The following is a 16357-nucleotide window of genomic DNA, read 5'->3' on the forward strand; positions in this document are numbered from 1 at the left end:
GACCGGACACGCATGGCGCTGCCCGGCCGACGGCCGGAGCCGGGGTGCCGCGTGATGGCCGTCCTGCCCTTCGACCACCCGCCCGCCGCGCGACGGGGCGCGATCCCCGCCTATCTGGTTTCGGGCTTCCTCGGCAGCGGCAAGACGACCCTGATCCGCCACCTGCTGGAACAGCCAGGCATGGCCGACACGGCACTGGTCATCAACGAGTTCGGTGAAGTCGGCCTCGACCAGATGCTGGTCCAGAGCGCGGTCGAGAACGTGCTGCTGATGGAAAATGGCTGCGTGTGCTGCTCGATCCGCGGCGATCTCACCGACACGATCGGCGACCTTTTCGCCAAGGTTGCGACCGGGCGTATGCCCGCTTTCTCGCGCATCGTGATCGAGACCACCGGCCTCGCCGATCCCGCCCCGATCGTGCAGGAGCTGACGACGACGCGCGGGCTGGTCGAGCGGATCCGGCTGGAAAAGGTGATCGTCACCGTCGATGCGGTGCTCGGCGCCCGCCAGCTCGGCGACACGCCGGAAGTAGCGGCGCAGGTGGCGCAGGCGGATCTGCTGCTCGTCACCAAATGCGACCTCGTGGACGACAACGCCGTCTCGGCGCTGGTGGTGCAGTTGCAGACGCTCAACCCGGCGGCGGAGATCGTGCGCTCCTCCGGCGCGGGCTTCGATGTCGGGGACCTGCTCGCCCCCGCCGCCGCGCCGCTTGCGCGCCTCCCCGCGATGCGCTGCGAGGGCGGAGAGCTCTGTGCCCATGCGCCCGGCGAGCCGTGCCCGGAGCACGGCCTTGTCGTCTCCGCGCCGGCATCCGTGCGCCACCACGGCATCGAGAGCTGGTCGACCCGCCACGACGCGCCGCTGCGCTGGGAGGACGTGCGCGACTGGCTGGACCTGCTCTATTCGCTGCGCCCGGCCCATCTCCTGCGCATGAAGGCGATCCTTCATCTCGCGGAGAGGCAGGCGCCGGTCGTCATCCATGGCGTCGGTCATCTCGTCGACCCGCCGGCGACGCTCGACCGCTGGCCGCAGGGCCGCCCGCGCTCGGAGATCGTGGTCATCACCCGGGGACTGGACCCGCGCCTCGTCGGCCGGAGCTTCGAGGCGCTCGCCCTTCGCGGGGCGCGCGCGCCGGCCCGGACCGCCTCCCCCTTCGCCGGCCGCGATCGCGCGGTGCCCGGCATTCCCCTCCACAGTTGACGAGCGACGCCATGTCACGCCGGAAAGCGCAGCAGGACGATAAGGAGCGGGAGGGCGACAGGCCGCCGTCGCTGGCGATGGCTGCCTACCGCCAGCTCTACCGCGACATCACCAACGGCACGCTGGCCCCGGGCCGCAAGCTGCCGGTCGGCGAGCTCCACGCCACCTACGGCATCGGCTTCAGCCCGATGCGCGACGCGTTGAACCGGCTCTGCGCCGAGGGGCTGGTCGAGAAGCGCGAGCAGCGCGGCTTCTTCGTCGCCGACCTCAACGAGGATGTCTTCCTGCAAATCACCAATGCGCGGCTGGTGCTGGAGGAGACCGCGCTGCGGCTCTCCATCGCCGCCGGGGACGTCGCCTGGGGCGAGTCCGTGATCCTCGCCTTCTACCATCTCAGCCGCGCGGCGCGCGACGAGACCAGCTTCGTGCTGACCCCGGAATGGTCGGCCGCCCACCGCGAGTTCCATTTCGCGCTGCTCGCCGGCTGCGGCAATGAATGGCTGCTCGGCTTCTGCCGCAAGCTCTACGAACAGAGTGAGCGCTACCGCGCCCGCCGGCGCCTACTCAGCACCGGCCTCTCACCCGGCACGCGCAGCCACCTTCAGGTGCACGAGGCGATCATGAAGGCCGCGCTCGCGCATGACGCCGATACGGCCAGCGACCTGCTGGTCCGGCACTACAAGGAATCGTTCGAGATCGTGATGAACGCGGATTTCGAGCTGCTCGACAATCCGCGCCGCCTCGTGCCGCGGGCCGCGAGCGAGCCCGAAGGCCGGCGCGACGCGGTCTGACCCGCACGGGATCGAAAGGGCGCGACGCCAAGTCCGCCCGCCTAGGGAGGAAACCATGGGAGACACCATCGTGAAGAGCGAAGGCGTGATATTGCGCCCCGACGAGATAAGGCCCGCCGACCGCGGCGGCGGGGCGAAGACCATCCCGCTCGTGACGCCCGGCATCGGCGCCGAGAGCCTCATCAACGGCATCACCATCTTCGCGCCCGGCGCCGCCGTGCCGTTCCACCTGCACAATTGCGAGGAGAGCGTGATGGTGCTGGCGGGCGACGCCCTCGTCATCATCGACGGCGTCGAGCACCGGCTGAAGCCGATGGACACGGCCTGGGTGCCGGCCAACCTGCCGCACCGATTCATCAACGTCTCCTTCACCGAGGAGATGCGCATCTTCTGGACCTATGCCGACGCGCACGCGACCCGCACCATCGTCGAGACGGGCGAGACCCGCCCGATCGCCGCCGAGCACCTGAAGAGGATGTCGTGATGAGCGAGACCGCGCTGAAGACCCAGCCGGCCCGGCAGGCGTGGCCGGCGGCGATCCTCATCGACTTCATCGCCCGCGCGCTGGAGACGACCGGCATGCGGCCGGCCGACGCCGCCATCGTCGGCGAACTGATGATCGAGGCCGATCTCAACGGCGCCGACGCGCACGGCATCTTCCGCCTGCCCCAGTATGTCCAGCTCATCAGGGACGGCGCCATCAACCCGACCGCCGAGATCAGCGTGAAGAAGACCGCCGCCGCCACTGCGCTGGTCGACGGCGGCAACGGCATGGGGCACCTGGTGGTGAAGCGCGTGGCCGATACCGCGATCGAGCTCGCGCGCGAGAGCGGCATCGGCTGGGTGGGCTGCCACCGCTCCAATCATGCCGGCTCGGGCTCGGTCTATGCGGCGATGCCGGTGCAGGCCGGCATGATCGGCATCTATGCGGCGGTCGCCAACGCCAACCACATGGCGGTCTGGGGCGGCATGGAGGCCGCGCTCGGCACCAACCCGCTCGCCATCGGCATGCCGATGGGCGAGGACCGCCAGCTCATGCTCGACATGGCGACGTCGATGGTCTCCTACGGCACCGTCAAGAAGCACGCCATGCAGGGCCAGCCGCTGCAGGAGGGCTGGATGGTCGATTTGCGCACGGGCGGGCCGCTGATCGACGCGGCGCAGTCCTCGCACGGCCTTCTGCTGCCGATCGGCGGCTATAAGGGGAGCGGCCTCGCGCTGATGCTCGGCTTCCTCGCCGGCACGCTGAACGGGGCGGCGATGGGGCTCGACATCGTCGACTTCAACGCGGTGACCGACACGCCGACCGACACCGGCCAGTTCGTGATCGCGATCGACATCGAGCGTTTCGTGCCGCGCGCCCAGTTCGAAAGCGAGCTGCGGCGCCACAGCAAGGCGCTCAAGGGCACGGCCCGCATGCCCGGCGTCGACGAGATCCGCCTGCCGGGCGAGCAGCGCAACGAGCGGCGCGCCCGCCGGATGAAGGACGGCCTGCAGCTCGCCGCCCCGCTGGTGGCGAAGCTGAACGCGCTCGCCGACAAACTCGGCATCGCCCCGCTCTGACACCGCATCCGGCGGCCGCGCGCCCAAGCGCCGCCGCCGGATTGCCGACAGTACCCGACGGGATTGGCGAGAGCATTTGTGCGCGCGGCGCAAATCGCTCAAGAAGGCGGCTCGTCTCGCAGCCTCCCGGAGAATGGACGTCATGTCTGCCTATGCCTCGCTGTCCGGCCATTTCGACCGCATCGCCGCCATGTCGAACGCCATCGGCATCCTGCAATGGGACAGCGACGCGATGATGCCGACCGGCGCGGCCGGCGCCCGCGCCGAGAGCATGGCGCTGCTGCGCGTTCTCCAGCACGAGATGGCCGTCGACCCGCGACTGGGCGACTGGCTCGCCGAGGCCGAGGGCGACGCGGACCTCACCGACTGGGAGCGCGCCAATCTCCGCGAGATCCGGCGCGTATGGAGCGTGCAGACCGCGCTGCCCGCCGATCTGGTGGCGGCCTCCAGCAAGGCCGTCTCGGCCTGCGAGATGGCATGGCGGCAGGCCCGGGCCGAATCCGACTTCCCTTCCCTGCTGCCCTATCTCGCCGAGGTGCTGAAGCTCCAGCGCGAGGCCGGCGTGGCCAAGGGCGAGAGGCTCGGCCTTGGCGTCTACGACGCGCTGCTCAACGACTACGAGCCGGGCGGCCGCGCGCAGAAGATCGACGCACTGTTCGACGACCTTGCCGCCTTCCTGCCCGGCTTCACCGAGGAGGCCCTCGCCGCGCAGGCGCGCCGCCCCGCGCCGGCACCGCTCGAAGGGCCGTTCCCGGTCGAGGCACAGCGCCGGCTCGGCACCAGGATCATGACCGCGCTCGGCTATGACTTCTCGCGCGGGCGGCTCGACGTCTCCACCCACCCCTTCTGCGGCGGCGCCGACAATGACGTGCGCATCACCACGCGCTATGACGAGACCGATTTCAGCAAGGCGCTGATGGGCGTCATCCACGAGACCGGCCACGCGCTCTACGAGCAGGGCCGCCCCGCCGCCTATATGGGCCAGCCGGTCGGGCAGGCGCGCGGCATGAGCGTGCACGAAAGCCAGTCCCTGCTGATGGAGATGCAGGCCTGCCGCAGCCCGCAATTCCTCGCCTATGCCGCCCCGGTCATGCGCGAGGCCTTCGGCGCCTCGGGCCCGGACTGGGAGGCGGAGGCGCTGTGGCGGCGCTACACCCGCATCGAGCGCGGCTTCATCCGCGTCGACGCGGACGAGGTGACCTATCCCGCCCACGTCATCCTGCGCTACCGGCTGGAGAAGGCGCTGATCGCCGACGCCATGCCGCTGGCCGAGCTGCCGATGGCATGGAACGCGGGCATGAAGGATCTGCTCGGCATCATCCCGCCCAACGACGCCCTCGGCTGCCTGCAGGACATCCACTGGCCGAGCGGGGGCTGGGGCTACTTCCCGACCTACACGCTCGGCGCGATGACTGCCGCCCAGCTCTTCGACGCCGCCTGCCGGGCGGAGCCGGACGCCCTGCCCGGCATCGCGCGCGGCGATTTCGCGCCGCTGGTCGGCTGGCTGCGCACCAACATCTACGAACAGGGCTCGCGCTACGAGACCGACGAGCTGCTGACCCGCGCCACAGGCCGCCCGCTCGACGCGAGCGTGTTCAAGGCCCATCTCGCCCGGCGCTATCTCCCCGCCGGCTGAGCGCGAACGCGCTTGGTTCGCGGGCCGCAGGCGCCGATAGTGGGCGCCCTCGCGGCCTCGGTCGCTGCCTCACACGAGGGTCCGTGCGAATGTCGCAGCCCGAAGCGGTGCCGACGGAGACCTCCGTCCCGGCGATGCAGCAGGTCCTGCGGCGGCTGGACCTCACCTCGCTGCGCCTGTTCATCGCCATTGGCGAAGAGGGATCGCTGACCCGCGCCGCTGCGCGCGAGGGCATCGCCGCCTCCGCCGTCTCCAAGCGCCTCGCCGACCTCGAGGAGATTCTCGGCGTCGCGCTGTTCGAGCGGCTGGCGCGCGGCATGGCCCTCACCCCGGCCGGCGAGACGCTGCTGCACCACGCCCGCGTCACCATGCGCACCATCGAGAAGATGGGCATGGAGCTCGGCGAATATTCGCTTGGCGTGCGCGGGCATGTGCGCATGCTGGCCAACCTGTCGGCGATCGTGCAGTTCCTGCCCGAGGACCTGCCCTCCTTCCTGGAGAGGCACAGCCTGCTGCGCTTCGACCTGCAGGAATGCCCGAGCTCGGAGGTGGTGCGCGGCATCGAGGAAGGCGCGGCCGATATCGGCATCTGCGCCGGCGACATCGAGAGCCGGGCGCTCGAGACCTTCCGCTACCGGCGCGACCGGTTGGTGGTGGTGGTCCACCGAGACCACCCGCTGGCCGTGCGCGACGAGGTGCATTTCGAGGAAACGCTCGATCACGACTATATCGGCCTGCATGCCGCGAGCTCGATCTTCCTGCGCTCGCAATACGCCGCGAACCTTGCCGGCCGCAGCATCCGGCTGCGCGTCCACGTGCCCGGCTTCGACGCCGTCTGCCGCATGGTGCAGGCCAATATGGGCATCGGCCTCATCCCCGACCGCGCTTTCGAAATCCTCGGCAAGGGTATGGGATTGAAGGCAATTCCGCTGCGGGACCGCTGGGGCCAGCGCCAGCTCAAGCTGGTGGTGCGCGAGGTGCAGGCCCTGCCCCCGACCGCGCGGCTGATGCTGGAGCACCTGCGCGCCAAGGACCGCCCGGAGCGTCGTGGACGCCGCACGGTGGGATGAAAGCGTTCGCGTTTGGCGAACGGTCTTTGTCTAAAGACTATTGGACCTGCGCCCCGTTTCGACCGATAGAGCGAAAAAAAGCATGTCGGTGAGGAGCGTCGCGTATGGAAGGATCGGCATCGATCCCGCACGAGGAGCCGCGTGAGGCCGGGCAGCAGGGCCCGCTCGCAGGCATCCGCGTCATCGAACTCGGCAACCTGATCGCCGCGCCCTTTGCCGCGCGGCTGATGGCGGAGTTCGGCGCGGAGGTCATCAAGGTCGAGGCCCCCGGCGAAGGCGACCCCATTCGCAAATGGCGCAAGCTCCACAAGGGCACCTCCCTGTGGTGGTACCTCCAGTCGCGCAACAAGAAGTCGATCGCCATCAACCTGCGCGCGCCCGAGGGACAGGAGATCGTCCGCCGGCTGGTACGCGACGCCGACGTGCTGATCGAGAACTTCCGCCCCGGCACGCTGGAGCGCTGGGGCCTCGGCTGGGACGCGCTGAAGCAGGTGAACCCCAACCTCGTCATGGTGCGCATCTCCGGCTTCGGCCAGGACGGGCCCTATCGCGAGCGCCCCGGCTTCGGCGCGGTGGGCGAGGCGATGGGCGGCATGCGCTTCACCACCGGCGACCCCGACCGACCGCCGGCGCGCACCGGCATCTCCATCGGCGACTCGCTCGCCGCGCTCCACGCCGTGATGGGCGCGCTGATGGCGCTCCTGCACATCAAGTCCGGGCGCGGCACCGGCCAGGTGGTCGACGTCTCGCTGTTCGAGAGCGTCTTCAACATGATGGAGAGCCTCGTCCCCGAATATGACCTGCTCGGCTATGTGCGTGAGCGCTCCGGCGGCTCGCTGCCGGGCATCGCGCCGTCCAATTCCTACGCCACCGCCGAAGGCAGCTATGTCATCGTCGCCGGCAACGGGGACGCCATCTTCCGCCGGCTGATGGCCGCCATCGGCCGCGACGACCTCGCGAGCGACCCGCGCCTTGCCTCCAATGACGGCCGAGTGGCGCATGTCGAGGAGATCGACGGCGCCATATCGGACTGGACCCGCCGCCACTCGATCGAAGAGGTCACCGCCGCCCTCGACCGCGCCGAGGTGCCCAACGGGCGCATCTATTCGGTCGCCGACATCGTGCGCGACGAGCAGTATCTCAGCCGCGACATGATCCTTCCCTCGCAGCTGCCGGACGGCACTGAGGTGAAGATGCCCGGCATCGTGCCCAAGCTCTCGCAGACCCCCGGCGGCGTGAGCTGGCCGGGACCGCGGCTTGGCGAGCACACCGCCGCGCTGATGGCTGGGCTCGGCTACGCGCCCGGGGAGATCGACGCGCTGGTGGCGAGCGGCGTCGTCGCCCGCGCACAGCAGCGCGCGGACAAGGCGGAGGACGTCGAATGAACTGGGAAGGCTTTCCCGAGCGCGTCCACATCCAGGAAGTGGTGACGCGCGACGGGCTGCAGATCGAGCCGCGCTTCCTGCCGACGCAGGAAAAGATCGCACTGATTGATGCGCTGTCGCTGACCGGCGTGTCGAAGATCGAGGTCACCTCCTTCGTCTCGCCCAGGGCGGTGCCGAACCTCGCCGATGCGCGCGAGGTGGCCGGCGCGATCAAGCGTCGCCCCGGCGTCACCTATGTCGCGCTGGTGCCCAATCTGCGCGGCGCGCAGGAGGCGCTCGCCGCCAATATGGACGAGCTCAACCTCGTCATGTCGGTGAGCGAGACCCACAACCTCGCCAATATGCGCATGACGCCGGCGCAGTCGCTGGAAGCCTTCCGCACCATCGTCGATGCCGCGCGCGGCACGCCGGCGGCGCTGAACGGCTCCATCGCCACCGCCTTCGGCTGCCCCTTCGAGGGCATCCAGCCCGAGGACAAGGTGCTAAGGCTCGCCGAGGCCTATCTCGCGCTCGGGCTCGATTCCGTCACGCTTGCCGACACCACCGGCATGGGCAATCCGCGCCAGGTGGCAAGCCTCGTCGGCGCCTTCCGCCGCCGGTTCGGCTCGGTGCCGCTGACGCTGCATTTCCACAACACGCGAGGCATGGGGCTGGCGAACGTGCTCGCCGCGCTCGACGCGGGCGCCGACCGCTTCGACGCCTCGCTGGGCGGCCTCGGCGGCTGCCCGTTCGCGCCGGGCGCGACCGGCAACATCTCGACCGAAGACCTCGTCCACATGCTGGACGAGATGGGCGTCGCCACCGGGGTCGACCTCGGACGCCTGATCGAACTTGCGCGGGGCCTGCCGGCCCTTCTCGGCCATGATATCCCCGGACAGGTGGCCAAGGCGGGGCGGAGCGGCGATCTTCATCCCGCACCGGCAGACATTCGCCTCGCCGCGAAATAAGAAGAACCGCCGAATGGGAGGACGTGACATGGATACCGCCACCGCGCGGAAGCCGGCCACCGAGCCGCCGCCGTCCGTCGCCGCCGCGCCCGTGGCGGTGGCGCTCGATGATGTGAGCATCAGCTTCGCGATGAAGGGGCAGCCGCTGTTCAAGGCGGTCGCGCCAACCTCGCTGCATGTGCGCGAGGGCGAGTTCGTCGCCATCGTCGGGCCGACCGGCTGCGGAAAGTCGACCCTGCTCAACGCCACCGCCGGGCTGCTGCGGCCGGCCGGCGGCACGGTCGCCATCTTCGGCGAGCCGCTGAGCGGGCTGAACGAGAAGGCCGGCTACCTGTTCCAGCAGGACGCGCTGATGCCGTGGAAGACGGCCGCCGACAATGTGGCGATCGCTCTCGAGATCGGCGGCACCCGCCGCGCCGAGGCGCTCGCCCAGGCGCAGGACTGGCTGAAGAAGGTGGGCCTCGGCCGTTTCGGCGACCGCTACCCGCACCAGCTTTCCGGCGGCCAGCGCAAGCGCGTCGGCCTCGCCCAGGTGCTGGTGCGCCACCCCAAGATCCTGCTGATGGACGAGCCCTTCGGCCCGCTCGACGCGCAGACGCGCCAGATCATGGGCACGCTGCTCCTCCGGCTATGGGCGCAGGACCGCAAGGCGGTGATGTTCGTCACCCACGACCTCGAGGAGGCGATCGCGCTGTCCGACCGCGTGGTCATCATGTCGGCGGGGCCCGAGGCGCGCATCATCGGCGATTTCCCGATCGACCTCGAGCGCCCGCGCGACACCGCAGAGATCCGGCTCGACCCGCGCTTCCACACGCTGCACCGGCAGATCTGGGACCAGCTCAAGACCGAAGTCGCCAAGACCTACGGGGAGGACATGCCCTCATGAGGATACATCCCGCCAAGCTGTTCCTCCTGCAGATCCTGGTCGCGGTCGCCGTGCTCGCCTTCTGGCAGGTCGGGGCGACGGTGCCGATCGGCGGCGATTACCTGCTGCCGGAGTTCTTCTTCTCCAAGCCCTGGGACGTCATCGCCCGCGTCTACCAGCTGTTCGCGACCGGCACGATCTGGAAGCACCTCTACATCACCCTCACCGAGACCGTGCTGGCCTTCGTGATCGGCTCGGCGGGCGGGATCGTCATCGGCTTCTGGTTCGCCCGCAAGCCGACCGTGGCGGCGGTGTTCGACCCCTATGTGAAGATGGTCAACGCCCTGCCCCGCGTCGTTCTCGCGCCGATCTTCATGCTGTGGCTCGGCCTCGGCATCTGGTCGAAGGTGGCGCTGGGCGTGACGCTGGTGTTCTTCATCGTGTTCTTCAACGTCTATCAGGGCGTGAAGGAGGTGAGCCCGGTCGTGCTCGCCAATGCGCGCATGATGGGCATGAGCGAGCGCCAGCTCTTCCGCAACGTGTACTGGCCCTCGGCGCTGTCCTGGATGTTCTCCTCGCTGCACACCTCGGTCGGCTTCGCGCTGGTGGGCGCGGTGGTGGGCGAATATCTCGGTTCCTCCGCCGGCCTCGGCTATCTCATCCATCAGGCCGAGGGCGTGTTCGACGTGACCGGCGTGTTCGCCGGCATGTTCATCCTCGCGGCCTTCGTGCTCGTCATCGACTTCGGCGTCACCCGGGTCGAGCGGCGCCTCCTCGTCTGGCGGCCCCAGCCGGCCGGCGAGCAGAACTGACAACGGATCCGACAATAAAGGGAGGAAAGACAATGAAGATGCGTGCATTGCTGCTCGCCGCGAGCCTGCTGATCCCCGCCTTCGGCGCGGCGCAGGCCGGCGAGATCGAAAAGCCGAACGTCACCCTCGGCGTCGGCGGCAAGCCCCTACTCTATTATCTCCCGCTGACGCTGGCGGAGCGGCTCGGCTACTTCAAGGATGCGGGCCTGAACGTCGAGATCAACGATTTCGGCGGCGGCTCCAAGTCGCTTCAGGCGCTCATCGGCGGCTCGGTGGACGGCGTCACCGGCGCCTATGAGCACACCATCCGCATGCAGCAGAAAAAGCAGGACATCCGCGCCGTCATCGACCTCGGCCGCTATCCCGGCATCGTCGTCGGCGTGCGCAAGGCCGAGGCGGACAAGATCAAGTCGGTCGCCGACCTCAAGGGCGCCAAGATCGGCGTCACCGCGCCCGGCTCCTCGACCTACATCCTGGTGCAGTACCTGATGCGCAAGGCCGGCATGAACCCGGACGACGCGTCGTTCATCGGCGTGGGCGGCGGCGCTTCGGCGGTCGCGGCGATGCAGAACGGCGAGATCGACGCCATCTCGCATCTCGACCCGGTTATCTCCAAGCTGCAGGACATGGGCGAGATCAACATCCTGGTCGACACCCGCACCACCGAGGGCACCGAGCAAGTGTTCGGCGGCATGAACCCGGCCGCCGTGCTCTACTTCAAGGAGAGCTTCATCAAGGATAACCCGAACACCGTGCAGGCGCTCACCAACGCCTTCTACCGGACGCTGAAGTGGCTGGAGAAGGCGACGCCGGAAGAGGTGGCCGCGACGGTGCCGGAGGAATACTGGCTCGGCGACAAGTCGCTCTACATCAAGGCGTTCAACGCCTCGCGCCAGTCCTACTCGACCGATGGCAACATCGACGAGGCGAGCATGAAGAGCGCGCTCAACCTCATCACCACCACCGATCCGAGCGTCGACCCGAAGAGCATCGACCTGTCGAAGACCTTCGACGGCTCGTTCCTGGCCAAGGCCAAAGGCCAGTGACGACGGGCCAGTGATGGCAGGCGAGTGATCTCGCCAGAGCATTGAAACGCCGCGACCGCCGCTAGCCGGTCGCGGCCCATCCGAACGACCCGTGCCGTCCGCGTCCATCGCGGACGGCACGGCTGTTTCCGGCGGACGAATTCAGGCCGTTTCCTCGGTCTCGTCCTGCAAGGCGGCGAGCAGCGACATGAAGCGCTCGCCCTGCACCAGCACATGGGCGCGGATGCGCTCGGCGGCGGTGGCGCCGTCCCCCTTCAGCAGGGCGTCGAGAATGGCCTCGTGCTCGGCGAGCGAGGCCTCGATCCGCCGCGGCACCTTGAGCTGCAGGCGGCGATAGGGCTGCAGGGCGAGCTGCAGCCGCAGCGCCTCGGCGCGCAGCACGCGGTTGTTGGTGGCGGCGTAGATCGCCGCATGGAAATCCGCATTGGCCGGATAATAGGCCGCGTCGTCCCCCGCCGAGACGGCGGCGCAGCACGCGTCATGGGCGCGCGAGATCGCCACCCGGTCGGTCGGCCCGAGCCGCTGGGCCGCGAGGCGCGCACAGGAGGCTTCCACCTCCGCCATCAGCTCGAAGGATTCCACCAGCTCGCGCGGCCCCAGCAGCGTGACGAAGGCGCCGCGCCGCGGGCGCATCTCCACGAGGCCGGAGGCGGAGAGCTGGATCAGCGCCTCGCGGATCGGCGTGCGCGACACGCCGAAACGCTCGGCGAGGCCCACCTCGTCGAGCCGCTGGCCCGGCCGCAAGCGGCCGACAACGATGTCGTCCTCCAGCGCTTCGCGAAGCCTGGGTGTCTGCTCACCACGCACGGGCTACCTCCATTGGGAAGAAGGACGCGATTCAAATCAAAGATGCAAGACCCAACTTCATGTATACATGATTGTTGACATTGAATGCCGATTGATCTTGATTTGATACAGCCGTCGACGGCACGACGCCGGGCGGCCGAGCGGGGATCGCGTCCCCGCGGGTTGGCAGGCACCTCGTGCCGGGAAGCTGCAATGGGTTCGAACGCATCGTTCGTCACAGGCCTTCTCACCTCCATCGCGGAGCGTGGCCGCACGCTGCTCGACCGCTCGAGCCGCACCAGTGCGGCGCCCAAGGTCGAGACGCTGATCGACCGCTGCGACACGCTGCTGTCGGGTCAGGGCGAAGCGTCCGGCGCGGCGCTGGCGGCCGACATCCTCGACCGTTACGCCCGCATGAAGCCCGAGGAATGCACCGCCTTCTTCGAGGCGCTGGCGCTGGCCTTCGGCCCCGATCCCGCGCGCCTCGACGCCGCCATCCGCACCTATGAGCGCACCGGCTCGCCGGCGGACGCGGCCAACATCCACGTCGCCAGCGAACCCCGCCGCCAGGAGCTGTTCCGCCGCTTCAACCTCGCTCCCGGCGCGACGCTGGCGCTGGTGCGCATGCGCGAGCAGCTCATGGACGTGCTGAGGCAGCGGCCGGAGCTCGCCGTGGTCGACCGCGACTTCGCGCATCTGTTCTCGTCCTGGTTCAACCGGGGGTTCCTCGTGCTGCGCAGGATCGACTGGTCGACGCCGGCCAACGTGCTCGAGAAGATCATCCGCTACGAGGCGGTTCACGCGATCCGGGACTGGGACGACCTGCGCGCCCGCGTCGACAGCCCGGACCGGCGCTGCTACGCCTTCTTCCATCCGGCGCTGGTCGACGAGCCGCTGATCTTCGTGGAAGTCGCGCTGACCAGGGAGACGCCGGGCGCCATCGCCCCCGTGCTCGACCAGTCGCGCCGGCACCTGACGCCGCAGGAGGCGAACACCGCCGTCTTCTATTCCATCTCCAACTGCCAGCGCGGCCTGGGCGGGGTGAGCTTCGGCAATTTCCTGATCAAGCAGGTGGTGGAGGAAATCTCCCGCGAGCTGCCCTCGCTCACCACTTTCGTCACCCTCTCCCCCGTGCCCGGCTTCCGCAAATGGCTGGAGGGCGAGCGCAAGGCCGAGCACAGCACCGTGCTGACGAGTGCTGACCGCAAGGCGCTGGAGCCGCTCGACACGCCGGACTGGCCCGAAAACGCCGAGCGCCGCGCCGAGCTCGGCGCCGTTCTGGGCCCGCTCGCCGCCTATTACTTCCTCGCCGCGCGCAGCCCCAACGGCAAGCCGGTCGATCCGGTGGCGCGTTTCCATCTCGGCAACGGTGCCCGGCTCGAGCGCATCAACCCGATGGGCGACCTCTCGCCCAAGGGCGTCGCCCAGGCGGCGGGACTGATGGTCAATTACCGCTATATCCTTTCCGACATCGAACGGAACCACGAAGCCTTTGCCGGCAAGGGCGAGGTCGTGGCGAGTCCGGCCGTGCGAAAGCTGGTCAAGGCCGATACGAGCTCGCGCGCCCTGGTGCCGGTCTCCTGAGAACGAGCATGAACGACATCGTGTCCAAGAACCACCTCTTCGCCGCCATCCGCGCCGCCGCCCCCGCGCCCGACAGGCCGCTCGCCCGGCTCGCCGACGGCAGCGTGGTGAGCTATGGCGACGCCTTCGCGCTCTCCGCCCGCCTCGCCGGCCTTCTGGTCGCGCGCGGCGTGAAGCCGGGCGACCGGATCGCGGTGCAGGTCGACAAGTCCTGGCCGGCCTTCGCGCTCTACCTCGCCGCCGTGCGGGCGGGCGCCGTCTATCTGCCGCTCAACACCGCCTACACGCTGAACGAGGTGCGCTACTTCCTCTCCGACGCGGAGCCGACCATGTTCGTCTGCCGGCCGGAGATCGAGGTTGAGGCGCGGACGCTGGCGGGCGAGCTCGGCGTGCCCTGCGTCGAGACCATCGGCGCCGATGGCGGCGGCTCGCTGATGGAGGCGGCGGCCGGCTTCCCGGACGCGTTCGAGGACGTGCCGCGCGGGCCGGACGATCTCGGCGCCATCCTCTACACCTCCGGCACCACGGGCCGCGCCAAGGGCGCCATGCTCACGCACGGCAACCTGCTGTCGAACGCCCTGACGCTGAGGGACTACTGGCGCTTCACCGCCGACGACGTGCTGATCCACGCGCTGCCCCTGTTCCACACCCACGGCCTGTTCGTCGGTGCCAATGTCGTGCTGCTCGCCGGCGCGTCGATGTTCTTCCGCTCGAAGTTCGACGCGCGCGAGGTCATCGACCTGATGCCGGAGGCGACCTGCCTCATGGGCGTGCCCACCTTCTACACCCGCCTGCTCGACCAGCCGGGCCTGACCCCCGAGGCGGCCGGCCATATGCGCCTGTTCATCTCCGGCTCGGCGCCGCTGCTGGCTGAGACCCACCGCGCCTTCCGCGAGCGCACCGGCAAGGCAATCCTCGAGCGCTACGGCATGACCGAGACCGGCATGAACACCTCGAACCCCTATGAGGGCGAGCGCATCGCCGGCACGGTCGGCTTCCCGCTGCCCGGCATCAGCCTGCGGGTGGTCGACCCCGAGACCGGCCGGGAGCTGCCCGAAGGCGAGATCGGAATGATCGAGGTGAAGGGCGCCAACGTCACCAAGGGCTACTGGCGCATGCCGGAGAAGACGGCGAGCGAGTTCCACGACGGCTTCTTCATCACCGGCGACCTCGGCAAGATCGACGAGCAGGGCTACGTCCACATCGTCGGCCGCGGCAAGGACCTCGTCATCACCGGCGGCTTCAACGTCTACCCGAAGGAAGTGGAAGGCGAGATCGACGCCCTGCCCGGCGTGCTGGAAAGCGCCGTGATCGGCGTCCCGCACCCCGATTTCGGCGAGGGCGTCACCGCCGTCGTGGTGCCGGCCGGCAATGCCGACCTGTCCGAGCAGGCGATCCAGAAGGCGCTCGAGAGCCGCCTCGCCCGCTTCAAGCAACCCAAGAGGGTGTTCTTCGTTTCCGAGCTGCCGCGCAACACGATGGGCAAGGTGCAGAAGAACATACTCAGGGACACCTATCGCGATATCTATCGACACAGTGCCTGAAATACTGCCGCCCCCGGGCGGGAGAAAACGTCGACGGCGGATCAACCGCCGCGACACGACAACGAAGCAGGAAACGCCATCCGTCCGCCGACCGGCGGGCCGACAAGGAGGAAAATCATGACCGGAACGCGTTCCGTTACGCGCGCCCTCGCGCTCAGCTGCGCCCTCGCCTTCGCCTCGTCCGCCTTCGCGCAGGACATCACGCTCCGCGCCTCGCACCAGTTTCCGGGCGGCAAGGGCGATCCGCGCGACGAAATGGTGCAGATGATCGCCCGCGACGTCGACGCGGCGAATGTCGGCCTCAAGATCCAGGTCTTCCCCGGCTCCTCGCTCTTCAAGCCGACCGAGCAGTGGGGCGCCCTGACCAAGGGCCAGCTCGACATCACGAGCTTCCCGCTCGACTACGCGTCCGGCCGCGTGCCCCAGTTCTCCGCCACGCTGATGCCGGGGCTGGTGCGCAATTTCGACCGCGCCGAGCGGCTGAACGACTCGCCCTTCATGCAGGAAATCAAGAAGATCATCGAGGACAACGGCGCCATCGTCATCTCCGACGCCTGGCTGTCGGGCGCCTTCGCCTCGAAGAAGGCCTGCATCACCAATCCGGACAGCATCAAAGGCCAGGTGACGCGCGCCGCCGGCCCGGCCTTCGAGCAGATGCTGGCAGCCGCCGGCGCCTCCATCTCCTCCATGCCCTCCTCCGAGATCTATTCGGGCATGCAGACCGGCGTGCTCGACGCGACCAACACCTCCTCGGCGAGCTTCGTCTCCTACCGGCTGTTCGAGCAGGTCAAGTGCCTCACCGCGCCGGGCGAGAACGCGCTGTGGTTCATGTATGAGCCGGTGCTGATGTCGAAGCGCGTCTTCGACCGCCTGAACCCCGACCAGCAGAAGGCGATCCTCGCCGCCGGCAAGAAGGCGCAGGACTGGTTCGCCAAGGAAGTGCGCAACGCCGACAAGAAGCTGGTCGACACCTTCAAGGGCGCCGGCGTCGAGGTGGTCGAGATGTCGTCCGACGACTACGACGCCTGGCTGAAGGTCGCGCAGGAGAGCGCCTACAAGAACTTCTCCGAGAAGGTGAAGGGTGGCGACGAGCTGATCAAGAAGGCCCTAGCCGTCCAGTGACCGAGC

At 68.9% G+C, this 16357-nt stretch carries 15 protein-coding genes; 14 read left to right on the top strand and 1 reads right to left on the bottom strand.

Going from position 1 to position 16357, the window contains the following annotated elements; translation table 11 throughout:
* Positions 1–54: 54 nt before the first annotated feature.
* The 11 genes from NVS89_RS13175 (at position 55) to NVS89_RS13225 (ending at position 11315) form a co-directional block, all read left to right on the top strand.
* A complete protein-coding gene (locus NVS89_RS13175; protein ID WP_258733209.1) occupies positions 55–1200 on the top strand; it encodes a CobW family GTP-binding protein in 1146 nt (381 codons plus the stop codon).
* 11 nt (positions 1201–1211) lie between these two features.
* On the top strand, positions 1212–1991 hold the full coding sequence (locus NVS89_RS13180; protein ID WP_258733210.1) for an FCD domain-containing protein: 780 nt from the start codon (positions 1212–1214) through the stop codon (positions 1989–1991).
* A 55-nt stretch (positions 1992–2046) separates the two neighbouring features.
* Positions 2047–2475, top strand: a complete 429-nt coding sequence (locus NVS89_RS13185) for a cupin domain-containing protein (RefSeq protein WP_258733211.1) — start codon at positions 2047–2049, stop codon at positions 2473–2475.
* Positions 2475–3554 (top strand): Ldh family oxidoreductase, encoded by a 1080-nt coding sequence (locus tag NVS89_RS13190; RefSeq protein ID WP_258733212.1) that lies wholly within the window; start codon positions 2475–2477, stop codon positions 3552–3554. The genes NVS89_RS13185 and NVS89_RS13190 overlap by 1 nt, the downstream gene beginning before the upstream one ends.
* 142 nt (positions 3555–3696) lie before the next feature.
* Positions 3697–5190: a carboxypeptidase M32 gene (locus tag NVS89_RS13195; RefSeq protein ID WP_258733213.1), complete on the top strand. Its 1494-nt coding sequence runs from the start codon at positions 3697–3699 to the stop codon at positions 5188–5190.
* An 89-nt stretch (positions 5191–5279) separates the two neighbouring features.
* Positions 5280–6260, top strand: a complete 981-nt coding sequence (locus NVS89_RS13200; protein ID WP_258733214.1) for a LysR family transcriptional regulator — start codon at positions 5280–5282, stop codon at positions 6258–6260.
* Between the two features lie 104 nt (positions 6261–6364).
* Positions 6365–7645 carry a CaiB/BaiF CoA transferase family protein gene (locus NVS89_RS13205; protein WP_258733215.1) on the top strand — a complete coding sequence of 427 codons (1281 nt, stop codon included), beginning with the start codon at positions 6365–6367 and terminating at the stop codon, positions 7643–7645.
* Complete coding sequence (locus NVS89_RS13210; RefSeq protein ID WP_258733216.1) at positions 7642–8592, top strand: hydroxymethylglutaryl-CoA lyase; 951 nt, start codon at positions 7642–7644, stop codon at positions 8590–8592. Before NVS89_RS13205 ends, NVS89_RS13210 begins: the two co-directional genes overlap by 4 nt.
* Before the next feature lie 28 nt (positions 8593–8620).
* On the top strand, positions 8621–9478 hold the full coding sequence (locus NVS89_RS13215) for an ABC transporter ATP-binding protein (protein WP_374114568.1): 858 nt from the start codon (positions 8621–8623) through the stop codon (positions 9476–9478).
* Positions 9475–10269: an ABC transporter permease gene (locus tag NVS89_RS13220; protein ID WP_258733217.1), complete on the top strand. Its 795-nt coding sequence runs from the start codon at positions 9475–9477 to the stop codon at positions 10267–10269. The genes NVS89_RS13215 and NVS89_RS13220 overlap by 4 nt, the downstream gene beginning before the upstream one ends.
* Before the next feature lie 32 nt (positions 10270–10301).
* Positions 10302–11315, top strand: coding sequence for an ABC transporter substrate-binding protein (locus NVS89_RS13225; RefSeq protein WP_258733218.1), 1014 nt, complete (start codon positions 10302–10304; stop codon positions 11313–11315).
* Between the two features lie 141 nt (positions 11316–11456).
* Here the strand turns inward: NVS89_RS13225 and NVS89_RS13230 are convergent, their stop codons facing one another.
* Complete coding sequence (locus tag NVS89_RS13230; protein ID WP_258733219.1) at positions 11457–12122, bottom strand: GntR family transcriptional regulator; 666 nt, start codon at positions 12120–12122, stop codon at positions 11457–11459.
* 192 nt (positions 12123–12314) lie between these two features.
* On the opposite strand from NVS89_RS13230, the gene NVS89_RS13235 reads away from it, so the two are divergent.
* The 3 genes from NVS89_RS13235 to NVS89_RS13245 all read left to right on the top strand — a co-directional run bounded on the left by NVS89_RS13235 (position 12315) and on the right by NVS89_RS13245 (position 16351).
* Complete coding sequence (locus tag NVS89_RS13235; RefSeq protein ID WP_258733220.1) at positions 12315–13685, top strand: malonyl-CoA decarboxylase; 1371 nt, start codon at positions 12315–12317, stop codon at positions 13683–13685.
* A gap of 8 nt (positions 13686–13693) precedes the next feature.
* Complete coding sequence (locus NVS89_RS13240; protein ID WP_258733221.1) at positions 13694–15229, top strand: malonate--CoA ligase; 1536 nt, start codon at positions 13694–13696, stop codon at positions 15227–15229.
* 117 nt (positions 15230–15346) lie between these two features.
* Entirely contained in the window at positions 15347–16351 is a 1005-nt protein-coding gene (locus NVS89_RS13245) for a TRAP transporter substrate-binding protein (RefSeq protein WP_258733222.1), read from the top strand.
* The last annotated feature ends 6 nt before the right edge of the window (positions 16352–16357 follow it).

It is taken from the genome of Ancylobacter mangrovi (assembly GCF_024752355.1).
GTDB classification, from domain to species: Bacteria; Pseudomonadota; Alphaproteobacteria; order Rhizobiales; family Xanthobacteraceae; genus Ancylobacter; species Ancylobacter mangrovi.